The 23185-nt window shown below is 66.4% G+C and carries 20 protein-coding genes and 1 pseudogene; 15 read left to right on the top strand and 6 right to left on the bottom strand.

The annotated features are described in order from the left end of the window. Together MJ956_RS02875 and MJ956_RS02870 are read right to left on the bottom strand one after the other, a co-directional pair. A pseudogene (locus MJ956_RS02875) lies at nucleotides 1-307 on the bottom strand (6-O-methylguanine DNA methyltransferase); the annotation flags it as partial. Nucleotides 308-383: 76 nt separating this feature from the next. Then, on the bottom strand, nucleotides 384-893 hold the full coding sequence (locus MJ956_RS02870) for a DUF2244 domain-containing protein (protein ID WP_253962970.1): 510 nt from the start codon (nucleotides 891-893) through the stop codon (nucleotides 384-386). 25 nt (nucleotides 894-918) lie between these two features. Here MJ956_RS02870 and nth point away from each other — a divergent pair, with 25 nt between their 5' ends. Then, entirely contained in the window at nucleotides 919-1722 is an 804-nt protein-coding gene (nth, locus tag MJ956_RS02865; protein ID WP_253962969.1) for an endonuclease III, read from the top strand. Nucleotides 1723-2042: 320 nt separating this feature from the next. Next, a complete protein-coding gene (locus MJ956_RS02860) occupies nucleotides 2043-2903 on the top strand; it encodes a hypothetical protein (RefSeq protein WP_253962968.1) in 861 nt (286 codons plus the stop codon). Between the two features lie 107 nt (nucleotides 2904-3010). On the opposite strand, the gene MJ956_RS02855 is transcribed toward MJ956_RS02860, so the two are convergent. After that, entirely contained in the window at nucleotides 3011-3760 is a 750-nt protein-coding gene (locus tag MJ956_RS02855; RefSeq protein ID WP_253962967.1) for a sulfate transporter family protein, read from the bottom strand. Nucleotides 3761-3897: 137 nt separating this feature from the next. Here MJ956_RS02855 and MJ956_RS02850 point away from each other — a divergent pair, with 137 nt between their 5' ends. The 3 genes from MJ956_RS02850 (at nucleotide 3898) to mepA (ending at nucleotide 7116) form a co-directional block, all read left to right on the top strand. Beyond that, a complete protein-coding gene (locus MJ956_RS02850; protein ID WP_253962966.1) occupies nucleotides 3898-4899 on the top strand; it encodes an adenosine kinase in 1002 nt (333 codons plus the stop codon). Nucleotides 4900-4994: 95 nt separating this feature from the next. After that, nucleotides 4995-5981, top strand: a complete 987-nt coding sequence (locus MJ956_RS02845; RefSeq protein WP_253962976.1) for a Gfo/Idh/MocA family protein — start codon at nucleotides 4995-4997, stop codon at nucleotides 5979-5981. Nucleotides 5982-6111: 130 nt separating this feature from the next. Beyond that, the gene (gene mepA / locus MJ956_RS02840; protein WP_253962965.1) at nucleotides 6112-7116 is read left to right on the top strand and encodes a penicillin-insensitive murein endopeptidase; all 1005 of its coding nucleotides are present in this window, start codon (nucleotides 6112-6114) and stop codon (nucleotides 7114-7116) included. Nucleotides 7117-7178: 62 nt separating this feature from the next. Here mepA and MJ956_RS02835 read toward each other — a convergent pair whose 3' ends face one another. Next, the gene (locus tag MJ956_RS02835; protein WP_253962964.1) at nucleotides 7179-7529 is read right to left on the bottom strand and encodes a hypothetical protein; all 351 of its coding nucleotides are present in this window, start codon (nucleotides 7527-7529) and stop codon (nucleotides 7179-7181) included. Nucleotides 7530-7848: 319 nt separating this feature from the next. Between MJ956_RS02835 and MJ956_RS02830 the strand changes: the two genes are divergently transcribed. The 5 genes from MJ956_RS02830 to MJ956_RS02810 all read left to right on the top strand — a co-directional run bounded on the left by MJ956_RS02830 (nucleotide 7849) and on the right by MJ956_RS02810 (nucleotide 12558). Then, the gene (locus MJ956_RS02830) at nucleotides 7849-8874 is read left to right on the top strand and encodes a glucokinase (protein WP_253962963.1); all 1026 of its coding nucleotides are present in this window, start codon (nucleotides 7849-7851) and stop codon (nucleotides 8872-8874) included. A gap of 123 nt (nucleotides 8875-8997) precedes the next feature. Beyond that, nucleotides 8998-9936, top strand: coding sequence for a glutathione synthase (gene gshB, locus MJ956_RS02825; RefSeq protein WP_253962962.1), 939 nt, complete (start codon nucleotides 8998-9000; stop codon nucleotides 9934-9936). Nucleotides 9937-10047: 111 nt separating this feature from the next. After that, complete coding sequence (locus MJ956_RS02820; RefSeq protein WP_253962961.1) at nucleotides 10048-10683, top strand: SH3 domain-containing protein; 636 nt, start codon at nucleotides 10048-10050, stop codon at nucleotides 10681-10683. Between the two features lie 229 nt (nucleotides 10684-10912). Then, nucleotides 10913-11749, top strand: coding sequence for a 4'-phosphopantetheinyl transferase family protein (locus tag MJ956_RS02815; RefSeq protein WP_253962960.1), 837 nt, complete (start codon nucleotides 10913-10915; stop codon nucleotides 11747-11749). Beyond that, entirely contained in the window at nucleotides 11746-12558 is an 813-nt protein-coding gene (locus MJ956_RS02810; RefSeq protein WP_253962959.1) for a metallophosphoesterase family protein, read from the top strand. Before MJ956_RS02815 ends, MJ956_RS02810 begins: the two co-directional genes overlap by 4 nt. Before the next feature lie 50 nt (nucleotides 12559-12608). Here MJ956_RS02810 and MJ956_RS02805 read toward each other — a convergent pair whose 3' ends face one another. Both MJ956_RS02805 and MJ956_RS02800 read right to left on the bottom strand, forming a co-directional pair. Beyond that, nucleotides 12609-12920, bottom strand: coding sequence for a HigA family addiction module antitoxin (locus MJ956_RS02805; protein ID WP_253962958.1), 312 nt, complete (start codon nucleotides 12918-12920; stop codon nucleotides 12609-12611). Nucleotides 12921-12957: 37 nt separating this feature from the next. Further along, nucleotides 12958-13239, bottom strand: coding sequence for a type II toxin-antitoxin system RelE/ParE family toxin (locus MJ956_RS02800; RefSeq protein ID WP_253962957.1), 282 nt, complete (start codon nucleotides 13237-13239; stop codon nucleotides 12958-12960). 203 nt (nucleotides 13240-13442) lie between these two features. On the opposite strand from MJ956_RS02800, the gene MJ956_RS02795 reads away from it, so the two are divergent. From MJ956_RS02795 to ctaD, 5 genes are all read left to right on the top strand, one after another. After that, on the top strand, nucleotides 13443-14411 hold the full coding sequence (locus tag MJ956_RS02795) for an ImuA family protein (RefSeq protein ID WP_253962956.1): 969 nt from the start codon (nucleotides 13443-13445) through the stop codon (nucleotides 14409-14411). A 22-nt stretch (nucleotides 14412-14433) separates the two neighbouring features. Further along, nucleotides 14434-15909, top strand: coding sequence for a DNA polymerase Y family protein (locus MJ956_RS02790; RefSeq protein WP_253962975.1), 1476 nt, complete (start codon nucleotides 14434-14436; stop codon nucleotides 15907-15909). After that, a complete protein-coding gene (locus MJ956_RS02785) occupies nucleotides 15906-19418 on the top strand; it encodes an error-prone DNA polymerase (protein WP_253962955.1) in 3513 nt (1170 codons plus the stop codon). Before MJ956_RS02790 ends, MJ956_RS02785 begins: the two co-directional genes overlap by 4 nt. Before the next feature lie 133 nt (nucleotides 19419-19551). After that, a complete protein-coding gene (gene coxB / locus MJ956_RS02780) occupies nucleotides 19552-20625 on the top strand; it encodes a cytochrome c oxidase subunit II (protein ID WP_253962954.1) in 1074 nt (357 codons plus the stop codon). Beyond that, on the top strand, nucleotides 20622-23183 hold the full coding sequence (ctaD, locus tag MJ956_RS02775; RefSeq protein WP_253962953.1) for a cytochrome c oxidase subunit I: 2562 nt from the start codon (nucleotides 20622-20624) through the stop codon (nucleotides 23181-23183). Before coxB ends, ctaD begins: the two co-directional genes overlap by 4 nt. Nucleotides 23184-23185 lie beyond the last annotated feature (2 nt).

Genomic DNA, 23185 nt, shown 5'->3' with positions numbered 1-23185 from the left:
CCTCGAAGGCGGCGTCGAACAACGTGGCGCCCTCGCCGAGCAGGCGGCGGGCATGGTCGATGGTGACGGCCTGCAGGAACGCCTTCGGGGTCAGGCCCGACCAGCGCTTGAACACCGCCGACAGCGCTTCCTCGTCGCTGCCGAGTGCGCCGGCGATCTCGCCAAGGCTCGGCTGGTGGCGATATTCGGTCGAGATGAACTCGATCGTGCGGCGAACGGTATCGTAGTCGGACAGGCCGGCGGAGGCGGGCGTGGATGCGGGCCGGACGGCGACGCGGTCAACCGTGGTGACATCGATGGAAAGCATGGCGTGGTCTCCTTCGGCTCCCGTCAAACCACAGCCACGAGAGACCTGCCACCCGATTTTCGGCCCAAGCCCGTTCTCAGCGGCCCTTGGCCGTCAACAGCGCGCGGTTGAATTCGCGGGCGAAGCTCTCGCGGTCGTCGGGATTGAGGAAGCCGCCGATTTCGGTGGAGGCACTCCGCGAATCGACGCTCATGCGGGTGATGCCGATTTCCTCGTGCCGGGCGACATGGAACCGCGCCCAGAACGGGTTGTGATGGGCCTCGCGCACGACCCCGCGCGGCGAGATCTTGCGGATCGCCAGATCGGTGCGCGACAGCGACACCTCCTCGCGCGCCTTCGCCGACTGGAAACTGGCGTGGAAAGCCCACCAGACGAGCAGGACGTCGAGGCCGAAAAAGCCGACGACCGGCCATGCGCCCCTGGCGAGAAAGCCGAGACTGGTCGCCAGACTCACCAGAGCGACGAAGGCCATCACCACCGTGAAGCCGCGCGGGCCGAGCGAGCGATAGGGCACCAGCAGAGCCTGGAAGATAGGCCGGTCGGCCGCCTGGTCGCCGGTTCGGTTCACCGTGGAATTGTCACCCATGCTCCCGCATCGCTATAGGACCGACATGACAGAAAAGATCGTCCCACTTCCCCAATCGGTCAAGCGCAAGAGCAGCGACGCTTCGTCTCAACGGCGATCCGCGCAGCGTCCGCCCGCCCGGCGGCGAATCCCCTATACTCGCGCAGAGATCGCGGAAATCTTCCGCCGTTTCGCCGTGCAGCGGCCGGAGCCGAAGGGGGAGCTCGAACATTCCAACCCGTTCACCCTGCTGGTCGCCGTGGTGCTGTCGGCCCAGGCGACCGACGCCGGCGTCAACAAGGCGACCCGCGAGCTCTTCCAGATCGCCGACACGCCGCAAAAGATGGCCGCCCTCGGCGAAGACATGATCCGGGAGCATATCCGCACGATCGGGCTTTATCGCAACAAGGCCAGGAACGTCGCGGCGCTGGCCCGGACCCTGGTCGAGCAGCATGGCGGCGAGGTGCCGCGCGATCGCGCCGGGCTCGAAGCGCTGCCGGGCGTCGGGCGGAAGACCGCCAGCGTGGTGCTCAACTCGGCCTTCGGCGAGGCGGCGCTCGCCGTCGACACCCACATATTGCGGCTCGGCAACCGGCTGAAGCTCGCGCCCGGCAAGACGCCGGAGGCGGTGGAAGCGGGGCTGTTGAGGATCATCCCCCCGCCCTATCTCCGCCACGCGCATCACTGGCTGATCCTGCACGGCCGCTATGTCTGCAAGGCGCGCAAGCCCGCCTGCGAGGCCTGCGTGATCGCCGATCTCTGCAAGGCCGACGTCAAGACGTGCGTCGTTCCGGCGCCGCTTCGCGAGTTGCCGCCCGGTCTCCTGCCGGAACCGACCGCGTCCGGCTGACCGAACGATGGACGAAGTCTCACCCGTGCCCGAAAGCAGACTTTCCGCGCGATGGAAAAGCTCGAAATGCAGCAGGGGTTTTATGTCCTAATGCGTGCCGTGTCGCTGCCACCATGGTATACTGCCCCAGGAATGGACCTTGGACCGTGCGACGAACGCGAATGGGAACGGCCAACGTGTACGAAGTGCTATTGGACCGGCACGCCCGTTCGAATCGAGCACGCCGGCTGTGGGTAGGGAAGTCAGTCGGCCTTCAACGGAAAGAGAATGCGTGATCTCTACCGTGCCGTTGCGCAAACTTGACCGGCCGGGGATGGCGAATGAGTGAACCGCCGGCGCTACAAATCACGCTCCAGCCAAATGGCGTTGCGGCGCCGGCACAGCGCGTAGTCATTATCGCAAGCCAAGTCGTAGCGACCGCTCTTCGAGCGCTCACCAACGACGATCTGTCGCCACCGGAGATGCAGGGCGGACTTTTGGGATACCAATTTTCCGGTATCGAAATGAGCGATGAAGAACGACGCATAACGTTTCAGAACTGGATTTTGAGCAAAGGCTTTCAGGACTTGGCGCGCGGCGTACGCGAGACGCTTGAGGAAGCTGTACTTTATCTAACAATGTCAAAGCGCGAGGCGGGTCTAACGACGCTGGCAAAGGTCGAGGCGGATATCGCCGCAATACGCGCCGACGCCGCGAAGCTGCTGTTTCCAAAGCTGCTAGAAGATGTGAACGCTGGGCTTACCGAACCGATGGCGTTCGACGCTGAATTTTTGTCGCTGCAAAAGGTCCGAAACTGTCTGGAGCATCGCGGCGGGCGCGTCGGCGCGCGGGACGTGGACGATACCGGATCTATGACGCTTCGCTTTCCGCGCCTTCGTATGTTCTATCATCGCGGCGAAGCCGAAATCGAATTAATGCCCGGCGAAGTGATCGACACGCACGAACCGGACAACCCGTTCGGCAAGGGCGAGGACGTGCCGATCTATATGAATCGCGTCACGCGGACCCGAACATATGCGCTCGACGAACCCGTCGTGATATCGGCGTCGGACTTCTACGAAATAGCGATGGCTTGCCATCTTTTCGCCAGCGACGTAGCGGCGAAACTGCCTATCCTTCCGTCAGCCGAATCCGCGAATGAAGGGGCGAATTGTACGGATGTTCGCGCGGCTGGAGGCTGACCGACATTGGCCGCCGAGTTAACGCTCGGTGCGACCCGGTTGAATGTCTGCTTCGTGAGATCGGCGGCCCGAAGGTAGCCCTAGAACTAACCACCCAAAACGGCCGCTTACCCCCGCACCATGCGGGCCGCGCTCGTCGCTTCGCCTGGGATCAGCCCGCCCTCCTTGCGCGAGACACGCTGATGGAGATGCACCATCAGCGCCGCTGCGAAGAGCGGCGTGAAAATGTTGAGCAACGGCACCGCGAGGAACCCGGCGATGAGCAGGCCGGCCAGAAACACCGTCGTGCCGTAGCGGCCGCGCAGCGCCTTCGCCTCGGCTTCCGTCCGATAGCGCATCGCCGCGAACTCGAAATATTCGCGGCCGAGCAGATATCCGTTGACCACGAAAAAGGCGGCGATGTTGATCCCCGGCACCAGCAGCAGGATGAGCGCCAGAAGATTGCCGAGGATCACCACGCCGAAGAATTTCACCGACAGGATCAGGCCGGGCACGAAGGGCATCGCCGTCCCGGCCGAGACCTCGGGATAGGTGTTCGCCTCGACCACCTCGGCCACATCGTCGAGAAACAGGCTGGCGATGACCGCGCTGATCGGCCCGATCAGGAAGGCCAGCAGGATGGCGAGGGCGAAGCCGGCCGCCCAGCCGGCCAGCGTTCCCGCCTGATCGACCCAGGCCGGAACGTCGGGAAACAGATTGGACAGGAACGGCACCGCGAACCATTCGGCGATCGCCGCGATCCCGAACCACAGGGCGACCAGCACCACGGCGGTGAGCCCGAGGGCCTTCCACAACGCGCCCCGGAACGGGGCCGAGAAAATATCGGCGAAAGCCAGCCGGGCGGAGGCGAAGATCATCGTTGAATCCTTTCCGTCCCCGGCGAGATAGGCAGCGGCGCTGGCGCCCGCAACTACGGGGCCGGATCGGCGGCGCGTCTGGCCAACCGGGGCACCGCGCGCTAGGAAGGCCGCGATTTTCAACGACGGACCCCAGCATGACAGATTACGACGTTCTCACGATCGGCAACGCGATCGTCGACATCATCGCGCGCGCCGACGACGGCTTTCTCGACCGCGAGGCGATCCAGAAGGGCGGCATGACGCTGATCGATACCGAGCGGGCGGAGCATCTGTACGGCGTCATGGGCCCCGGCATCGAAATGTCCGGCGGCAGCGCCGGCAACACGATCGCCGGCCTCGTCAGCCTCGGCGGAACCGGCGCCTATGTCGGCAAGGTCTCCAACGACCAGCTCGGCGAAATCTTCGCCCACGACATCCGCGCCCTCGGCGTCCACTACGCCACCAGGCCGCTTGACGGCCATCCGCCGACCGCCCGCTCGATGATCCTGGTCACGCCGGACGGCCAGCGCTCGATGAACACCTATCTCGGCGCCTGTGTCGAGCTCGGCCCGGAGGACATCGATGCGGCCGTGGTCGCGGCCGCGAAGGTCACCTATTTCGAGGGCTATCTGTGGGACCCGCCCCGCGCCAAGCAGGCGATCGTCGAGGCGGCGCGGATCGCCCACGACAACGGCCGCGAGGTCGCGATGACGCTGTCCGACGCGTTCTGCGTCCATCGCTACCGCGACGAATTCCTCGACCTCATGCGCTCTGGCACCGTCGACATCGTCTTCGCCAATGAAAGCGAGGCCTTGTCGCTTTACGAAGTGAACGATCTGGGCACCGCGCTCGACCAGCTGGCGAAGGACACCAAACGCTTCTGCGCCGTGACCCGCAGCGAAAAGGGCTGCATCGTCGTCGACGGGGATCAGCGCGTTTCGGTGCCGGCGCTGGCGATAGCGGACGTCGTCGACACGACCGGCGCGGGCGACCTCTTCGCCAGCGGTTTTCTGCGTGGCTACACGATGGGTCTCGACCATGAGAAATGTGCAAAACTCGGCGTCGCCGCAGCCGGCCATATCATCGGGCAGATCGGCCCGCGTCCGCAGACGCCGTTGAAGGATCTGCCGGCGGTGAAGGCGGTGCTCGGCGGCTGACCGCGACCGGCCGGCTCCTGCCGGTGGAGAGACGGCTTCGCGTCGTCCCGAAGAGCCTTCGCGACGTTTCGAACCTGGAGAAGGACGTGCCGGACATGCTGAAATGGGGAATCCTGTCGACGGCCAAGATCGCGCGCGAGCATCTGATGCCGGCGATCGGCAAGGCGACCAACGGCTCGCTGGCGGCGATCGCCAGCCGCGATCTCGAACGTGCTCGGGAGATCGCGTCCGCCTTCGGCATCCCGCGTGCCTATGGCAGCTATGACGAACTGCTCGCCTCTCCCGATGTCGACGCGATCTATATTCCGCTGCCCACGGCCCAGCACACGGAATGGACCCTGAAGGCGATCGCCGCCGGCAAGCATGTGCTCTGCGAAAAGCCGATGGGCATGACCGCAACGGACATCGAGCGCATCATCGCGGCCGCGAAGGGCGCGGGCGTCATCGTGTCCGAAGCCTTCATGGTCACCTATCATCCGCAATGGGCGAAGGTGCGCGACCTCATCGCCGAGGGCGCGATCGGACGGCTTGTCCATGTGGAGGCGTCGTTCAGCTACCACAATGTCGACCCCGCCAATATGCGCAATCGGCCGGAACTCGGCGGCGGCGCGCTGCGCGACATTGGCGTCTATCCGCTCGTCACGTCGCGCTTCGCGACCGGCAGGGAGCCCGTGCGTGTCCGCGCCAGGGTCGTGACCGACGAGGCGTTCGGCACCGATTCCTTCGTGACCGGCACGGTCGACTTCGGCGATTTCGAGATGAGCGTCTATCTCGGCACCCGCATGGCGCAACGCCAGACGATCGTCTTCCACGGCGAGGAGGGCTTCATCGAGCTTGCCGCGCCGTTCAATGCGAGCCTTTACGACGGCGACAAGGTTCTGCTGCACGATCGCGGCCACCGGCTGACCGAGACCTTCCGCTTTCCCGGGATCGATCAGTATCGCTTGCAGATCGAGGCGTTCGGCGAAGCGGTGGCCGGGAACGGGGCGGTCTTCCCGCTGGAATCCAGCCGCCGCAACCAGGCCGCGATCGACGCGCTTTTTGCGGCCGGGCGCAGCGGCGACTGGGTGCCGGTCGCCTGACCGGCCGGGTCATGAAATCGACGCATCCCGGCGCAAGGTTGCGGGCGATCGCGAGACGGACTCGCCCGGCAAGGCCGGGGCCATCCGACCCGTCTAAAATCCGCGATGTCATCCAGTTCGAGGGATCTTCATGAAGCCTGCTTCACGAACGCTTCGGGTATTCGCCACTATCGCGGCGGCGCTGGCGTTTCTGACCACGACCGGACAGACGTTCGCGGAGCCGAACGCGAAACAGATTTTCAGCGCCCAGCGCACGGCCGCCGCGCTGCCGGCGGAGAGCCTCGGCTTTTATACCAAAGGGTGCCTGGCGGGCGGCGCCCAGCTTGCCGCCGACGGTCCCACCTGGCAGGCGATGCGCCTGTCGCGCGACCGGCATTACGGCCACCCGACGACCGTCGCCTTCATCGAGAACCTGTCCCGGGAAGCGGCACGGCGCGGAATCTGGCCGGGCCTCCTGGTCGGCGACATGTCGCAACCGCGTGGCGGTCCGATGCCGTATGGACACAGCTCGCACCAGATCGGCCTCGACGCCGATATCTGGCTGCAGCCGATGCCGACACCGCGCCTGACGGCCGCGGCGCGGGAAGACTTTCCCTTCCGGTCGGTCCTGAAGAAAGGCACCTTCCAGGTCGACGACAGGATCTGGAACGCGCGCTACCGCGACCTGATCAAGCTCGCCGCCGAGGACTCCAAGGTGCAGCGGATCTTCGTCCATCCCGGCATCAAAAAGAAGCTCTGCGAAACCTCCAGCGGCGATCGCGTCTGGCTGAACAAGGTGCGGCCCTATTACGGCCATCACGAGCACTTCCATGTGCGGCTGTTCTGCCAGCCCGGATCGCCGGACTGTACCGAACAGAAATCCACAGGCCGGGGCGACGGCTGCGGCGATCTCGACTGGTGGTTCGACGTCGCCCTGCAGCCGCCACCGCCGAATGCCAAGCCGGCGAAGCCCAAGCCGGCGATGACGCTGGCCGACTTGCCGAAACAGTGCCGCGCGGTGGCGAACGCGCCGGCGATGGGCTCGTCCGGCGCCATGATCGCGGCAACCGGCACGAAGGCCACCGCCGCGTCCGTCGGCCTCGCCTATGCGCCGGCCGGCTCGGTACCGATACCGACGGACCGCCCCGAGCGGTAACAGCCGATGCGGCGAACCAAGCAGCTAGCAGAGCCGGTCTGTGCACCGCGACCGGCGCCTGACTATTTCAAGATGACGGGATTTTCGCAAAACTGGCACATGCAGATCAGGCAAGTGCCATCACCGGACTTGCTCGACGCCTGAATGGGGGCGGCCGCACCCTCTATCCCGGCACCGTGAACGAGGAAGGTGTGCCGCTCCTGCCACTTGCCGGGGGCGGTCCATTCGGCGACCGCTTCCGGTGATATCAGCTCGGCATCAGCCATCGCGGCAGCAAATTCTTCGTCAAAGATCAGTACCTTCAGCTTGTCCGCAGGATTTTCGATCGTCGTTTGCTTCGTCGAATCATCGGGATAAGAAATCGTAACAGTGATGGACGTGACAACGCCTCGGGTTGTATTCGCAGTCGACATCGACTTTCTCCCACGTCAAACCAAGCTACCGTCAATCGGCAGTATGAAAATGAACCTTGCGCAATGATAGGCGCAAAGGGTGAATCCATATTGATCTGGATCAAGCGTTGCCGAACGCTTGTCGCCCAAGCCTCACCGCGTCCGCATGGAAGGTCCGCGTGCGACAATCACCCCGCAACCGGCATTCTCTCATCGCCAGGTAGCAAGCGTGCCGGGCGATCTGACGAGGCCGGTCATCCAAGCCGATCCGGATGCTTTGCGTTCGTCACGGCAGTGTCCTATGTCGATCGTCATACGAATCGATTGAAGCAGGCGACCCATGGAACAACGGCGGGACGGCGCTGACGCGCTGAAATTTCCGATCCTGATCGGTGACATCGGCGGCACCAATGCCCGCTTCGCGTTGCTTCTCGACTCCTTCGCCGAACCCAAGATGTTTCCGGTCGTCCAGACCGCCGATTTCGAGACCGTCGACGACGCCATCCAGGAGACCGTGCTCGACAAGACGTCGGTGCAACCGAAATCGGCGGTGCTGGCTGTCGCCGGGCCGATCGATGGTGACGAGATCGACCTCACCAACGCGCCCTGGGTGATCCGCCCGCAACAAATGCTGGCCGGGCTCGGAATCGGCGAGGTGATCGTCGTCAACGATTTCGAGGCGCAGGCGCTGGCGATCTCCTCCCTCGGCGAGCAATCGCGCATGAAGATCGGCGGAGGCGAAGTCCATGAAGGCGCCAGCCGGGCGGTCGTCGGCCCCGGAACCGGCCTCGGCGTCGCGGGTCTCGTGCGGGCCCGCAACATGTGGATACCGGTGGCTGGCGAAGGCGGTCATGTCGACCTTGGACCGCGCACCGCGCGGGATCTGGCGATCTGGCCGCATCTGGAGACCATCGAGGGTCGGATTTCGGGCGAACAGGTGCTGTGCGGACGCGGGCTGGTCAATCTCTACCGCGCCATCGCGGCGGTGGACGGCGCGGATCCGGTCCACACCACGCCGGCCGATATCACCGACGCGGCGGTTAATCAGAAGGAACCGCTCTCCATCGAGGCGGTCGATCTGTTCGCCACCTATCTCGGACGGGTCGCCGGCGATCTGGCGCTGATCTTCATGGCGCGCGGCGGTGTCTTCATTGCTGGCGGCATCTTCCAGCGGATCATGCCGATCCTCAAGACCGACCAGCTTCGCGCCGCCTTCGAGGACAAGGCGCCACACAGCGATCTGATGCGCGAGATCCCGCTCTTCGTCGTTACCGAGCCGCTCGCCGCGCTGGCGGGGCTCGCCACATACGCCCGCACGCCGCGCTTTTTCGGGCTGGAAACCACAGGGCGGCGCTGGGTCGCCTGACGTCTCCTGTCGGGGCCACCGCCGGGACCGGCGGCGGCGGACCACACGCGGATTTGCCAGCCGGTCGGCAAGGCATTACGTCGCGTTCGACACACGCAGTTTCAAACGCAAAGGACAGCCCGCATGGCGCTGAAAGTCGCGGTCCAGATGGACCATGTCTCCTCGATCTCGATCAAGGGCGATTCCACCTTCGCGCTGTGTCTCGAGGCGCAGAACCGCGGCCACCAGCTGTTCCACTACACGCCGGAGCAGCTATCGATGCGCGGCGGCCACGTCACCGCGCGAGTCGAGACGATGGAATTGCGCGAGGAAGAGGGCAATCATTTCAGCCTCGGTCCATCCCGGAAGATCGATCTCGCGGAGATGGATGTCGTGCTGCTGCGCCAGGACCCGCCCTTCGACATGGCCTACATCACCTCCACGCACATCCTCGAACGCGTTCATCCGAAGACGCTCGTCGTCAACGACCCAGCCTCGGTGCGCAACGCGCCGGAAAAAATCTTCGTCATGGAATTCGCCGACCTGATGCCGGAGACGCTGATCACCAAGGACCCTGAGGAGGTCGCCGCCTTCCGCGCCGAGTTCGGCGAAATCGTCATGAAGCCGCTCTACGGCAATGGCGGCGCCGGCGTTTTCCATCTCAGGAAAGACGATCGCAACCTCACCTCCTTCATGGAGACCTTCGGCGTCCTGTTCCGCGAACCCTATATCGTGCAGCGCTATCTCGACGACGTGCGCAAGGGCGACAAGCGCATCATCCTCGTCGATGGGGAGTATGCCGGTGCCATCAACCGGGTTCCCGCCGAAACCGACACGCGCTCCAACATGCATGTGGGCGGTACCGCCACGGCAACGGAGCTGACGCCGCGCGAACGGGAGATCTGCGAACGGATCGGTCCGGCGCTCAAGGAACGCGGCCTCCTGTTCGTCGGTATCGATGTCATCGGGGACTATCTGACCGAAATCAACGTCACCTCGCCGACTGGCATCCGCGAGGTCAAGCGCTTCGGCGGTGCCGACATCGCCGCGCTGCTGTGGGACGCGATCGAGGCGAAGCGCTGAACCGGCCATTCTGAACGGCGGATAACAACCCCGTTCCGGAACCGTTCGGACTGGCTATGGCTTACTCCTTCGCGACAACAGATCTTCATCTCGGTTTCGCGAGGAAATGACATGAACAAGATGCTTCTCGGACTGCTCGCCGCCGTCGGCGGGTTCGCGCTTCCGGCGACGGCCGACGCCGCTTCGCGCGCCATTGCCACCGCCGACGTCAATCTGCGCGCCGGCCCCTCCACCCGCTACCCGGCGGTCGATGTGGTCGCCAGCGGCGACAGGGTCCGGGTGTACGGATGCCTTGAGAGCCGCGCCTGGTGCGACGTGGGCTATGACGGCCAGCGCGGCTGGATGTCGTCGAACTACCTCGCCTATGCAGGCGGTAACCAGCGCTACACCGGGGAACGCGCGATCCGGGCGATCGAGGCGCCGGTGATCAGCTTCTCCATCGGGGGCTACTGGGACGACCATTATCGGGCCCGCCGCTTCTATCGCGAGCGCGATCGCTACGACGACTTCCGCAGCCGGCGATATCACCGCGAGCGCGATCGGTTTGACGATGACGATTTTCGCCACGACCGGGCCGAGCGGCGCGAGCTGCGCCGTGAAATCCGGCGCGAGTTACGGCGGGAGGACCGTCGCGAGTTGCGGCGGGATGAGCGCGGCGAGCGGCACTGGGAACGGCGAGATGAGCGCCGGATCTCACCATCCGATGATCGCCCCGATCCCGTCGTGCCGCTCTACCGGGTCAACTGACCCCTATTTTCCAGACATCGTCGAGGCGCGGGCACGCTCGCGCCTCGTTTCCATATCTCGTCCTCCGGCAAGACGGTCACCGGCGCTTTGGAAGCGCCACCGCGGTGACTTCACCTTCGGCGAACCGATCGATAAGCTGGAATCCCCGCGGCCCGGCGCTCACAGCCAACGGCGTTAAAGGTTCCAGACCGCGCCATGCGCGAGCAGCCGCGATTGACGAGGAGCGCCCTTGCAAACCGCCCACCGCGACGCCGCCACCAATGCGAAGCGGCCGCCGCTTGACGGAATCGACGTCTGGCTGACCTTCCTGCCCGAGGTCGCGCCGGCTCTGCACGCGCCCTATCGCGCGCTTCTCGATGCGGATGAGCACGAGCGTTACGAGCGCTACCGCGTCGACGGAGCGCGGGAAGAGTTCCTGGTCGGCAAGGCTCTGGTGCGCACAACCCTGTCGCGCTACCGGCCCGTCGCACCTGAATCCTGGCGTTTTACGGCGAACCGCTACGGCCGGCCGGAGATTTCTGGCGGCGACGATGACGGGTTGACCTTCAACTTGTCGCACACCCGCGGCCTCGCCGCGCTCGCCGTCGCCCGGCATTGCGATCTCGGCGTCGATGTCGAGACGATCGGCCGCGAGAGCGCCGTCCGTGACCTCGCCGGCCGGTATTTCGCGCCGGCCGAGGCGACCTATGTGCGCGCCGCGGACGGCCCGGCCCTGCACGAGCGCTTCTTTGCCTTCTGGACGCTCAAGGAAGCCTATATCAAGGCGCGCGGCATGGGGCTGGCGCTGCCGCTCGACGGCTTTTCCTTCGATCTGACCGACGAAGCGCCGACGATCGGCTTCGCGCCGAGTTGCCCGGACGACCCCGCGCGCTGGACCTTTCTCCGGCGGCGGATGTCGGCCGAACACCGGCTGGCACTGGCGGTCTCGCCCGCCAATCCCGCCGGCCCGATCCGCTTTTTCCGAACCGTGCCCCTGACCGGGATCGTCGAGGAGCTCCATCCCGCCGTCCCGTCAGGGGAGGCTGCGTTTCTTCATGGGGCGGACACGGGCTGGTCTGCTTCGTGAAACTTTTCGCCGTCGGCGATCTGCATCTCGGGCATCCGACCAACCGCGAGGCGATCCACAGGATCAGGGCGCGGCCGGACGACTGGCTGATTCTGGCCGGTGACGTCGGCGAGACCGAGCGCCATCTCGATCTGGCGTTCGACGCCCTGCAGCCGAAGTTCAAGCAACTCGTCTGGGTGCCGGGCAATCACGAGCTCTGGTCGGTCGCCTCGCGGGGAACGGCGCTCCGCGGCGAGGCGCGCTATGAGCGCTTCGTGGCACGTTGCCGCGAGCGCGGCGTGCTGACGCCCGAAGACCCCTATCCGGTCGCCGCGATCGACGGGACGCTTGTGCGGATCGTGCCGATGTTCCTTCTTTACGACTATTCGTTCCGGCCGGACCATGTGCCGCTCGACGCCGCCGTCGCCTGGGCGCGGGAAGCGGGCATTCGCTGCGCCGACGAGCAGCTTCTGTCGCCGGCGCCCTTCGCCAGCCGGAGCGAATGGTGCGCGGCGCGCTGCGACCTCACCGAACAGCGGCTCGAAGCGCTCGACGACGGCCTGCCGACGGTGCTGATCAATCACTGGCCGCTGCGCGAGGAACTCGCCCGGCTGCCGCGCATTCCGCGCTTTTCGCTGTGGTGCGGGACGCGACGCACCGAGGACTGGCACACCCGCTTTGCCGCCCGCGCGGTGATCTCCGGCCACATCCACATCCGCTCCAGCCGCGACATCGATGGCGTCGCCTTCGAGGAGGTCTCGCTCGGCTATCCCAAGCAGTGGCACGGCCGCATCGAACCGGACGACGCGGTGCGGCGGGTGCGAGTGTAGGGGCGGACGGGACAAGCTGTGTCCGGGCGCCGAACGGCCGGACGCGCCTCTCAGGCAGCGATAGGCCCGACCGGCAAGGGCTCGATGGATTCTAGTTCCTCGGCCAGCTTCGCGGCCTGCGTCTCCAACTCATAGGCCTGCTGAAAATTCATCCAGAACTGCGGGGTCGTGTTGAAATAGCGCCCCAGGCGCAGCGCCGTATCCGGCGTGATTCCGACCTCTTCCTTGACGATCCGCTCGATACGGGTTCGCGGAAGACGAAGCTGCCTGGCCAGCGCGCCGGCGCTCATGTTCAGCGGAACCAGATATTCCTCCCGGAGGAATTCGCCGGGGTGGATGGGGCGAGCGAACTGCAAGGCCATTCTGCCCTCCTTGGCGGTTACCGAGGCATAAACGGGATCAGTGATAGTCGACGATTTCGACATCTTCGGCGCCTCTCTCGACCCATCTGAAGCAGATGCGCCATTGATCGTTGATGCGGATCGAATGCTGTCCAGTGCGATCCCCGGACAATTTTTCGAGACGGTTGCCAGGTGGAGAGCGAAGATCATCCAATTGGATCGCATTCGCGATAGCCCGCAAACGGCGCTCGGCACGCGTGACGAGATCAGCCGGAAATCCTTTGATTGCCCTGCCCGCGGCAACAGCTTCGACCGTCTTGCCCTTGTATGAAACGATCATCGCCGCTCCTGAAGCGCTGTATCATTTACCGATACAATGCCGGTCGTCAAGTACACCCGCCATTCAATACGACAGGAAAATAATCGCACAACGCCTCGCTTGACTCTCCCATTCCCCTCTGGAATCTATAGGAACATATCAGGAACAAAACCTCTTTCGCAGAGGCGGAACGGCCGTAACTCCTTGCGGCCGAAGGAGATTCCATGGCTGTCAGCGATGCTTGGCCGGCCCGGCCGGCGGACTCCCCCTCGGCGCGGGCGCTGTCCGCGGCGAATGACGCGGTGACAGGGTCCAGGAATCCAACCCTAATTCGGTTGCGGGACCAGATCGCCCGGATCGAGGGGCAACCGGTCGCCCGGCTGGAGCACGCCGACGAAACGGCGGCGGCGAAGACGGCATCCCGCCGCAGCGCGCTCAAACTCTACTCCCTCGGCTGCCAGGCGGCCGACGCGGCGCTCGGTGGCGGCTTTCCGGCCGCCGGCCTGACCGAAATCCATCTCGACGAGACGCGGAACGGCGGAACGCTGGCGGGTTTCGCCCTTGCCCTCGCGATGCGCTTCGGCGTCCGGCCGGACAAGCCGCTTTTGTGGATCGGCGACAGAATGGCGTTTTGCGAAGCCGGCCTGCCCTATTGGCCCGGCCTTGCGGGATTCGGCCTCGACCCGAGCGCGCTTTGCATCGTGCGAACCCGCCGGCTGGAGGACGCGGCCTGGGCCGGCGAGGAAGCCGCCGCCTCGTCGGCGCTGACGATGGCGATCCTGGAGGTGCGCGGCAATCCGGCGCGGCTCGGCCTCGACGGCACAAGGCGGCTGCATTTTCGCGCCCGCGAGGCCGGCCTGCCGTTCCTGCTTCTGCGCCAGAGCGCCCGCGCCGAAGCGACGGCGGCGCCGCTCAGGCTGCGCGTGCGGCCATCGCCGGCGGCTTTCGTGCCCGACCTCGCCGATCATCAAAAGCTCATCGGCCATCCGGTGTTCGCCGTCACGGTCGAAAAATCCCGCGATGGCAGGCTGCGGCATTTCAGTCTGGAGTGGAACCCCCATGAGCGACGTTTCGATCCGCTTCGCCCAGAGCGTGCAACCGCGTTTTCTCGCCCTCTCGCTGCCGCGCCTGTCGACCGACCGGATCCGGCGCGAGACGCTGGGACGCGCATGGCGCTGCAACGCGCGTCGTGAAGAGGATGCGGCCGCAACCTTGATGACGCCGCTGGCGCTCTACGAGACGACCGCCAATGCCAACCGGATCACTGCTGTCTGCGAGCGGGCCGAGGCCGACGGGCTGTCGCCGGGAGTCGGGCTGGCCGAGGCGCGGGCGCGGTTTCCGGGTCTGGACACCCTCCTCGCCGATCCGGCGGCCGACGCGCGGCTGCTGACAGTCCTTGCCGACTGGTGCGACCGCTACACGCCGCTCGTCGCGCTCGACCCGCCGCGCGGTCTCGTCCTCGACATTTCCGGCTGCGCCCATCTGTTCGGCGGCGAGAAAGCCCTGATCGACGACATTCTGGCCCGCCTGTTCCAGCAGGGTTTCGCGGCGGCCGCCGTGATCGCCAGCCATGCCGGCACGGCGCTCGCCCTGGTCGGTCACGACGCCTCCCGCATCGTTGCGGCGGGCGGGGAACAGGCCGCGATCGCACCGCTGCCCGTCGCCGCGCTGCGGCTCGAGGCGAGCCTCGCCGCCATGCTGCGGCGGCTCGGCCTCAAGACGGTCGGATCGCTCTCCTCGCTCCCTCGCGCCGGGCTGGCCCGCCGGTTTGGTGAGGACCTGCTCGCGCGCCTCGACGCGGCGGCGGGCCGGATCTTCCGGCCGATCAGTCCGCGCCGGCCGGTGCCCGAGCTTGCCGTCGAGCGCCGGCTGTTCGAGCCGATCAGCCGGGTCGAGGATGTCGAACGCGTCCTTTTCCTCCTTGCCGAACGGCTGAAGGACGATCTGGCGCGACGCGGCGTCGGCGCGCGGCGGCTGGAACTGTCGCTGTTCCGCATCGACGGACAGGTCAACCGGCTCGCCGTCGGCGCGTCGCGGCCGGTGCGCGAGCCGGGCCATGTGCAGCGCCTGTTTCGCGAGCGCATGAAGGGTCTCGGCGAGGAGTTCGACGCCGGCTACGGCTACGATCTCGTCAAGCTGGCGGTGTTCGAGGCCGCGCCGATGCCGGACGTGCAGACGGATCTCTCCGGCGTCGACGCGGCCGTCGACGCCTTCGGGAGCCTCATCGACCGGCTCGGCGCAAGGCTCGGCGAGGCCAGCGTCCTGCGGATCGAAGCCGCCGACAGCCATTGGCCGGAACGGGCCGAACGCTGGCAGCCAGTGAATGCCGGCGAGGCCCATGGTTGCGCGGCCCGGCAGGGGCTTGCACCGGTCGGCGCGCCCCGGCCGGTCCGGCTGCTCGCCCTGCCGGAGCCGATCGAGGCAAGCGTCGAGGTGCCGGACGGCGCGCCGCTGCAATTTCGCTGGCGACGGGCGCTGCATGTCGTGCGCCGCGCCGAGGGGCCGGAGCGGATCGGCGCCGAATGGTGGCGGGACGCGGGCGAGGCCGCGCGCGACTATTACCGCGTCGAGGATGCCGACGGCCGCCGCTTCTGGCTGTTTCGAGCCGGTTGGGCCGACCCGGCGGTCGATCCCGAATGGCAGCGGCCGGCCCCGCGTCCGGCCTGGTATCTGCACGGGATCTTCGCATGACACCCCCGCCATCCCCGCCCGCTTTCGCCGAACTCGGCGTCGCCAGCTGCTTTTCCTTCCTGCGCGGCGCCTCGCAGCCAGAGGAACTGGTCGTCACCGCCCGCCGGCTCGGCCTTACCGGCCTCGGCCTTGCCGACCGCAACACCGTCGCAGGCGTGGTGCGCGCCCATCAGGCGGCGCGAGAAGCCGGCCTTGCCTATGCGCCCGGCGCCCGGCTGGTCTTTCGCGACGCAACGCCCGACATTCTCGCCTATCCGCGCGACCGCGCCGGCTGGGGCCGGCTCTGTCGCCTGCTCAGCCTCGGCAACCTCAGAACCCGCAAGGGCGACTGCGTCCTTCATCTACCGGACTTGCTCGAATGGGGCGCGGGCCTCAACCTTGCCGTCATGGTCCCGGCAGGGCTTGGCCACGACGAGAAAAGCGGCTCGGACCTCGCCGAAGCTCGCCTCGCCAGCGCTCTCCAGGCGCTTGCGTCGGCCTTTCAGGGCGCCGTGCGTCTCGCCGCCGCGCCGGCCCATGATGGGCTCGACCAGCGCCGACTCGCCCGCGCCGCCCGCCTCGCCGAGCGCTGCGGCACGCCGCTGATGGCGACCAACGACGTCTTCCACCACGCGCCGGGCCGCCGCCGGCTGCAGGACGTGATGACCGCGATTCGCGAGCATGTGCTACTCGCCGAAGCCGGGCGCCTTTTGTCGTGCAACGCCGAGCGGCATTTGAAGGCCCCGGACGAGATCGCGCGGCTGTTTCGCGCCTATCCCTGGGCGGTCGAGACCGCCAACCACTTCCTCGCCGAACTCGATTTCGACCTGAAGTGTCTGCGCTACGAATATCCCGACGAGGCGCTGAAGCTGGCCCGCACCCCGGCGGAAGAACTGCGCTTTCTCGCCCATGACGGCGCCAGATGGCGCTATCCGCAAGGCGTTCCGGCGAGCGTCACCCGGCAGATCGACTACGAGCTTCAGATCATCGGCGAGCTGAAATACGAACCGTATTTCCTCACCGTCCACCACATTGTCGAATTCGCCCGGTCAAAGGGCATTTTGTGCCAGGGACGCGGCTCGGCGGCCAATTCGGTGGTGTGTTTCTGCATCGGCATCACCGAGGTCTCGCCCGAGCGCGCCGGACTGTTGTTCGAGCGGTTCATCTCGTCGGACCGACGCGAGCCGCCCGACATCGACATCGATTTCGAGCACGAGCGCCGCGAGGAGGTGATCCAGTACATCTACGACCATTACGGCCGCGACAACGCCGCCATCGCCGCCACCGTCATCACCTATCGCGCCCGCTCGGCCGCCCGCGCGGCCGGCAAGGCCTTCGGCCTGTCGGACGACGCGGTCGCGGCGCTGTCCGGCTCGGTCTGGGGCTACCACTCCTCCGATCTCGGGGAACGGGAAGCCGCGGCGGCCGGCCTGGCGGCCGAGGATCCGACCACGGCGAACGTCCTCCATTTCGCCGCCGAACTCGCCGGCTTCCCCCGGCATCTGTCCCAGCATGTCGGCGGCTTCGTCATTACCAAGGGCCGCATCGACGAAGTCGTGCCGATCCTCAACACCGGCATGGACGGGCGCACCATCGTCGAATGGGACAAGGACGACCTCGACGAGCTCGGCATCCTGAAGATCGACATTCTCGCCCTCGGCATGCTGTCGTGTCTGCGCCGCGGCTTCGGTCTGCTTGAAAGCCATTATGGCGTGACGCTCAGCCTCGCCGACCTGTCGCTGGCGGCGGACGACACGCCGACCTACCGGATGGCCCAGCGGGCCGACACGCTCGGCGTCTTCCAGATCGAGAGCCGGGCGCAGATGTCGATGCTGCCCAAGCTGAAGCCCGAATGCTTCTACGATCTCGTCATCGAGGCGGCGATCGTGCGGCCCGGCCCGATCCAGGGCGACATGGTCCACCCCTATCTGAGGCGCAAGATGGGTCTGGAGCCGGTCACCTACCCGAAGGAGGAATTGCGCAAGGTGCTCGGCCGCACCCTCGGCGTGCCGCTGTTCCAGGAACAGGCGATGCGGATCGCCATCGTCGCGGCTGGCTTCACGCCGAACGAGGCGGACAAATTGCGCCGCGCCATGGCGACGTTCCGCCGGGTCGGCACCATCCACACCTTTCAGAAGAAGCTGGTCGAAGGCATGGTCGCGCGTGGCTATGAGCGCGACTTCGCCGAGCGCTGCTTCAAGCAGATCGAGGGCTTCGGCGAATACGGCTTTCCCGAAAGCCACGCCGCTTCCTTCGCGCTGCTCGTCTATGCCTCCTGCTGGCTGAAATGCCACTACCCCGATGTTTTTGCCGCCGCGCTTTTGAACGCCCAGCCGATGGGCTTCTACGCCCCGGCGCAGATCGTCCGCGACGCCAGGGAGCACGGCGTCGAGATCCGCCCGGTGGACGTCAATCACTCCGCCTTCGACCAGACGCTGGAGACGGCCCCCTTCGACCCCGGCCGCATGAAGGCCCGGCACCAGGACATGCGGGACGCCATCCGGACCCGCCACGCCGTCCGTCTCGGCTTTCGCCAGGTCAAGGGGCTCGGCGCAGAGGAGATGGCCGCATTGGTCGCGGCGCGGGGGCCGGGCTACGATTCGATCCGCGATCTGTGGCTGCGTTCGGGGCTGAGGCGCGCGACGATCGAGCGGCTGGCCGACGCCGACGCCTTCGCCTCGCTCGGCCTCAGCCGCCGGGACGCGCTGTGGGCCTGCCGGGCGCTCGATCCGAACGGCGCGGCCGAGCGTCTGCCGCTGTTCGAGCGCGCTTCGGCCAAGGATCTGCAGGCCGAGCCCGACGCGCATCTGCCGCCGATGCCGGTCGGCGAGGAGGTGTTCAACGACTATCGTTTCCTGTCGCTTTCCCTGAAAGCGCATCCAGTGTCCTTCGTCCGCGCCGAACTGCGACAAAGGCGGGTGCTGGCCAACGAGACGCTGGAAACCCTGCGCTCGGGCAGCCGCGTCGCGGTCGCGGGGCTGGTCCTCATCCGCCAGCGACCGGGCTCGGCCAAGGGCGTGATCTTCATGACCATCGAGGACGAGACCGGCATCGCCAACATCATCGTCTGGCCGAAAATCTTCGAACGTTACCGTCCCCTCGTTCTCGGCGCGCGCTTCGTCAAGGTGACGGGACGAATGCAGTCCGATCGCGGCGTGATCCACATCGTCGCCGAGCGAATGGAGGATCTGACGTCGCTGCTGGTCCCGATCGCCAATGGCGAGGCTACCGCGATCGGAACCCTTTCTCCCGCCGATCACGTCAGGCATCCGCTACGCCCGTCGTCCCTTGATCGCGAGGCGGCTCCGATCGCGGCGAAAGCCAGAACAAACGTCCAGATCGCCGAACCGCTCGACTCGGCCCTCTGCCGGGCCGACGAGATCCGCCGGCCGGTCGACGAACAGCGCGGTCAGGCCAAGCTGCTGGCCCGCCACCACTCCATGCTGGCGGCAGCCGATCCGGCGCATCGTCCTCGCTCGGCCGATAGCGCGGTGCGCCAGGTGCTGCCGAAGGGACGGAATTTTCAGTGAGCGAACCGCGATGTCCACAAGCGCGCGATCGATCGCCGGTTCACCGATCAGGCTCTGGCCGAATCCGGCGACCCTGCTATCTTCGCCAATGCGCCGGCACAGTCGGCGGCGACGCCGAACGACAGGGGGACCCATGCCGGAATCGCGGCCGACCACAGGCCGACCGCAACGGACCGCAAAGCTTGCCGCGCCGAGTCGCATCGCGACGATGCGCGGATGGGCGCGTTCGGTCAGCCCAGGCTTCCTTCCGGTTCTCGCCGCAGGCTGCGCCGGCCCGCAATCGGCCTTCGATGGCGCCGGGACCGAGGCCGCCAGCGTCGAGACCCTGTTCTGGATCATGCTGGCCGGGGCTGTGGTCATCTGGCTGCTTGTCATCGGCCTTTCCGTCTATGCGACCAGGGCCAACCCGGCGGCTCACAGCGAAGCGACCGGCATCCGGTTGATCATCTGGGGTGGTGCGGTCGTCCCCACCATCGTCTTGGCCGCCCTGCTCGTCTGGGGCCTCGCCATGATGCCGGATCTCCGGCGCGAGGCCGACGGGCCGAAGATCGCGGTTTCCGGCGAGCGCTTCTGGTGGCGTATCGCCTACGGCATCGAAGGCGAACCGGGCGTCGCCAAGAGCCTTCCCGCCGGCGGCGTCGAAAGCGCCAACGAGCTCTGGCTGCCGGTCGGCCGACGCTCCGAAATCCTCCTCGGCAGCCCGGATGTGATCCATTCCTTCTGGGTGCCGGCCATCGCCGGCAAGACCGACGCCATCCCCGGCCGGGTCAACCGGCTGGTGCTCGAGCCGACCCGTGAGGGCGTCTATAACGGTGTCTGCGCCGAATTCTGCGGCGACGCTCACGCCCAGATGGGATTTCGCGTCGTGGTCGTTTCCGAGGCCGATTACGCCCGCTATGTCGAGATCCAGGCTCGGCCGGCCGCCGTCACCGAAGGCGAGGGCGCGGCGCGGTTCCTCGAACGCGGCTGCGGCGCCTGCCACACGGTGCGCGGCACGCCCGCCGACGGCGCGGTGGGACCGGATCTTACCCATATCGCCTCGCGGCGAACCATCGGCGCAGGGCTACTGGAGACGACGCCGGCGAATATCGCCGCCTTCATCCGCTCCCCCACCCACGTCAAACCGGGAGCCGAAATGCCCGCCTTCGCCATGCTGCCCGAGGCCGAAATCACCGCCATCGCCGACTGGCTGGGAGCGCTGCGATGAGCGAGACCGCTTTCGGCAAGCCCGGCGTAACCGGCGCCACCAATCAGGATCAGGAGGACGAGGCCGTCCGCCGGGCCCAGGAGGAGCGGCTGATCGAGGCCTGTAAGGCGCCGAAAGGCTGGCGCTACTGGTCGGCGGTGAACAATACCGAGGTCGGGGTCTGGTACACCGCCACCGCCTTCGCCTTCATGCTGTTCGCCGGCGTGCTCGGCCTGATGATCCGCGTGCAGCTCGCCGTTCCGGACAATGATTTCCTGTCGGCCAATTTCTACAATCAGGTCTATACGCTGCACGGCACGGTGATGATGTTCCTGTTCGCCGTGCCGATCTTCGAGGCGGTGGCGATCATCATCCTGCCGCAGATGCTCGGCGCGCGCGATCTGCCGTTTCCGCGCCTGTCGGCCTTCGGCTATTGGTGCTTTCTCATCGGCGGGGTGTTCGTCACCGGCTCGATCTTCTTCGGTTCCGCGCCGGCCAGCGGCTGGTTCATGTATCCGCCGCTGACAACCCAGGAGCGCTTCACGCCGGGCTATGGTCCCGACATCTGGCTGCTCGGCCTTTCCTTCATCGAGGTCGCCTCGATCGCCGCGGCGGTGGAGTTGATCGTCGGTACGCTGAAGTGCCGGCCGCCCGGCATGCGGCTCAATCTGATGCCGCTTTATGCCTGGTACGTGCTCGTCGTCGCCGGCATGATCCTGTTCGCGTTTCCGCCGCTGATCGCCGGCGACATCCTGTTCGAGCTGGAGCGGCTGTTCGGCTGGCCGTTCTTCGATCCCGAGCGCGGCGGCGACCCGATGCTGTGGCAGCACCTGTTCTGGATCTTCGGCCACCCGGAGGTCTACATCGTCTTCCTGCCGGCGATCGCGCTGCTGGCGATGATCGTTCCGACCTTCGCCCAGCGCCCGATCCTCGGCTATTCCTGGATCGTGCTGGCCGCCGTCGGCACCGGCTTCCTGTCGTTCGGCCTGTGGGTCCACCACATGTTCACAACCGGCCTGCCGGCGATCTCGCTCGGTTTCTTCTCGGCCGCCTCCGAGGCGGTGGCGATCCCGACCGGCGTCCAGATCTTCGTGTTTCTGGCGACGCTCCTGACCGGCCGGGTGATCTATCGCGTGCCGATGCTGTTCGTCTCCGGCGCGCTGGCGATCTTCGTGCTCGGCGGGCTCACCGGCGTCATGGTCGCGCTCGCGCCGTTCGACTGGCAGGCCCACGACACCTATTTCGTCGTCGGACATCTTCATTACGTCCTGATCGGCGGCATGGTGTTTCCGGTCGTTGCCGGCGTTTACTATTTCTGGCCGATGCTGGCGGGGCGAAAACTCTCCGACGGTCTCGGCAAGATCGCCTTCTGGCTGATGTTCGTCGGCTTCAACGTCGCCTTCCTGCCGATGCACTGGTCCGGCCTGATGGGCATGCCCCGCCGCATCTGGACCTATCCAGCCGATCTCGGGCTCGACATCCCCAATCTGATCTCCTCGGTCGGCGCCTTCATCTTCGCCGCCGGCTTCCTCGTCGTCGTCTTCGACGTCGTGCGGCCGAGCCGCCATCTGCCCCGCGCCGAGCGCAATGTCTGGAATGCCGGCACGCTGGAGTGGCTGGCCGAGACCGAGGACAAGGCCTGGGGCGTGCGTTCGATCCCGATCGTGAAAACCCGCTATCCGCTGTGGGAGCAGCCGGGTTTCATGGAAGACGTCGACATGGGGCGCTTCTACATGCCGGATGCCGAGGAAATGAAGCGCGAGACGATGGTGACCGGCGTTCTCGACGCAACGCCCGAGCAATGCCTGCGGGTTCCCGGTCCGACCTTCATGACCATGTGGGCGGCGATATTCCTCGGCGCCGTCTTCATCTTCGCGACTTTCCACTGGTGGCTGGCGACCATCGCCGCGATGGTGCTGGCGACCGCCGCGATCCTTACCTGGCTGTGGCGCGGCACCGCCATCATCCCGGAGAAACCGAACAAGGATGTCGGCCGCGGACTGACGCTGCCGCTTTACCTGTCGGGGCCGAAATCCGTCGGCTGGTGGGCGATGTTCATCACCATGGTTGGCGACGGCACGGCCTTCTTGTCGCTGGTCTTCGGCTATTTCTTCTTCTTCACGATCCAGGAGGAATTTCCGCCGGCCGGCGTCGAGGGGCCCGGGCTCGTCTGGCCGCTGGTCGCGCTGGTCTTCTTCGCGGGAGGATGGGTCGCCGCCCGCCTGGCGCTCAGAATCAACCGCGCCGGTTCGGTCGGCATGGCGCGGGCGCTGATGGGCGGCGGTGCCTTGCTGGCCCTTGCAGGCGGCGCCGCGCTGGTCTGGGCGCCTTACGCCACCGGACTCGATCCGGTCACCCATGTCTATCCAGCGACGGTCTGGGTGCTGGTCATCTGGACCGCGGCCCACGGCGCCGTCGGCGCGCTGATGCTCTTCTATTGCCTGGCGCGATCTTTCGCCGGCCGGCTGACGCCGATCTACGACATCGATATCGCCAATGTCGCCCTCTACTGGCACTTCCTGGCCGCGACGGCGTTGATTACCGTCCTGACCATCGCGCTTTTCCCGCTGGCGGTCTGAGG

The organism is Aurantimonas marianensis (assembly GCF_024195285.1).
In the GTDB taxonomy this organism is placed as follows: Bacteria; Pseudomonadota; Alphaproteobacteria; order Rhizobiales; family Rhizobiaceae; genus Aurantimonas; species Aurantimonas marianensis.
Note: the sequence above shows the minus strand (reverse complement) of the source record. Positions and strands in the feature narration are given on the sequence as shown.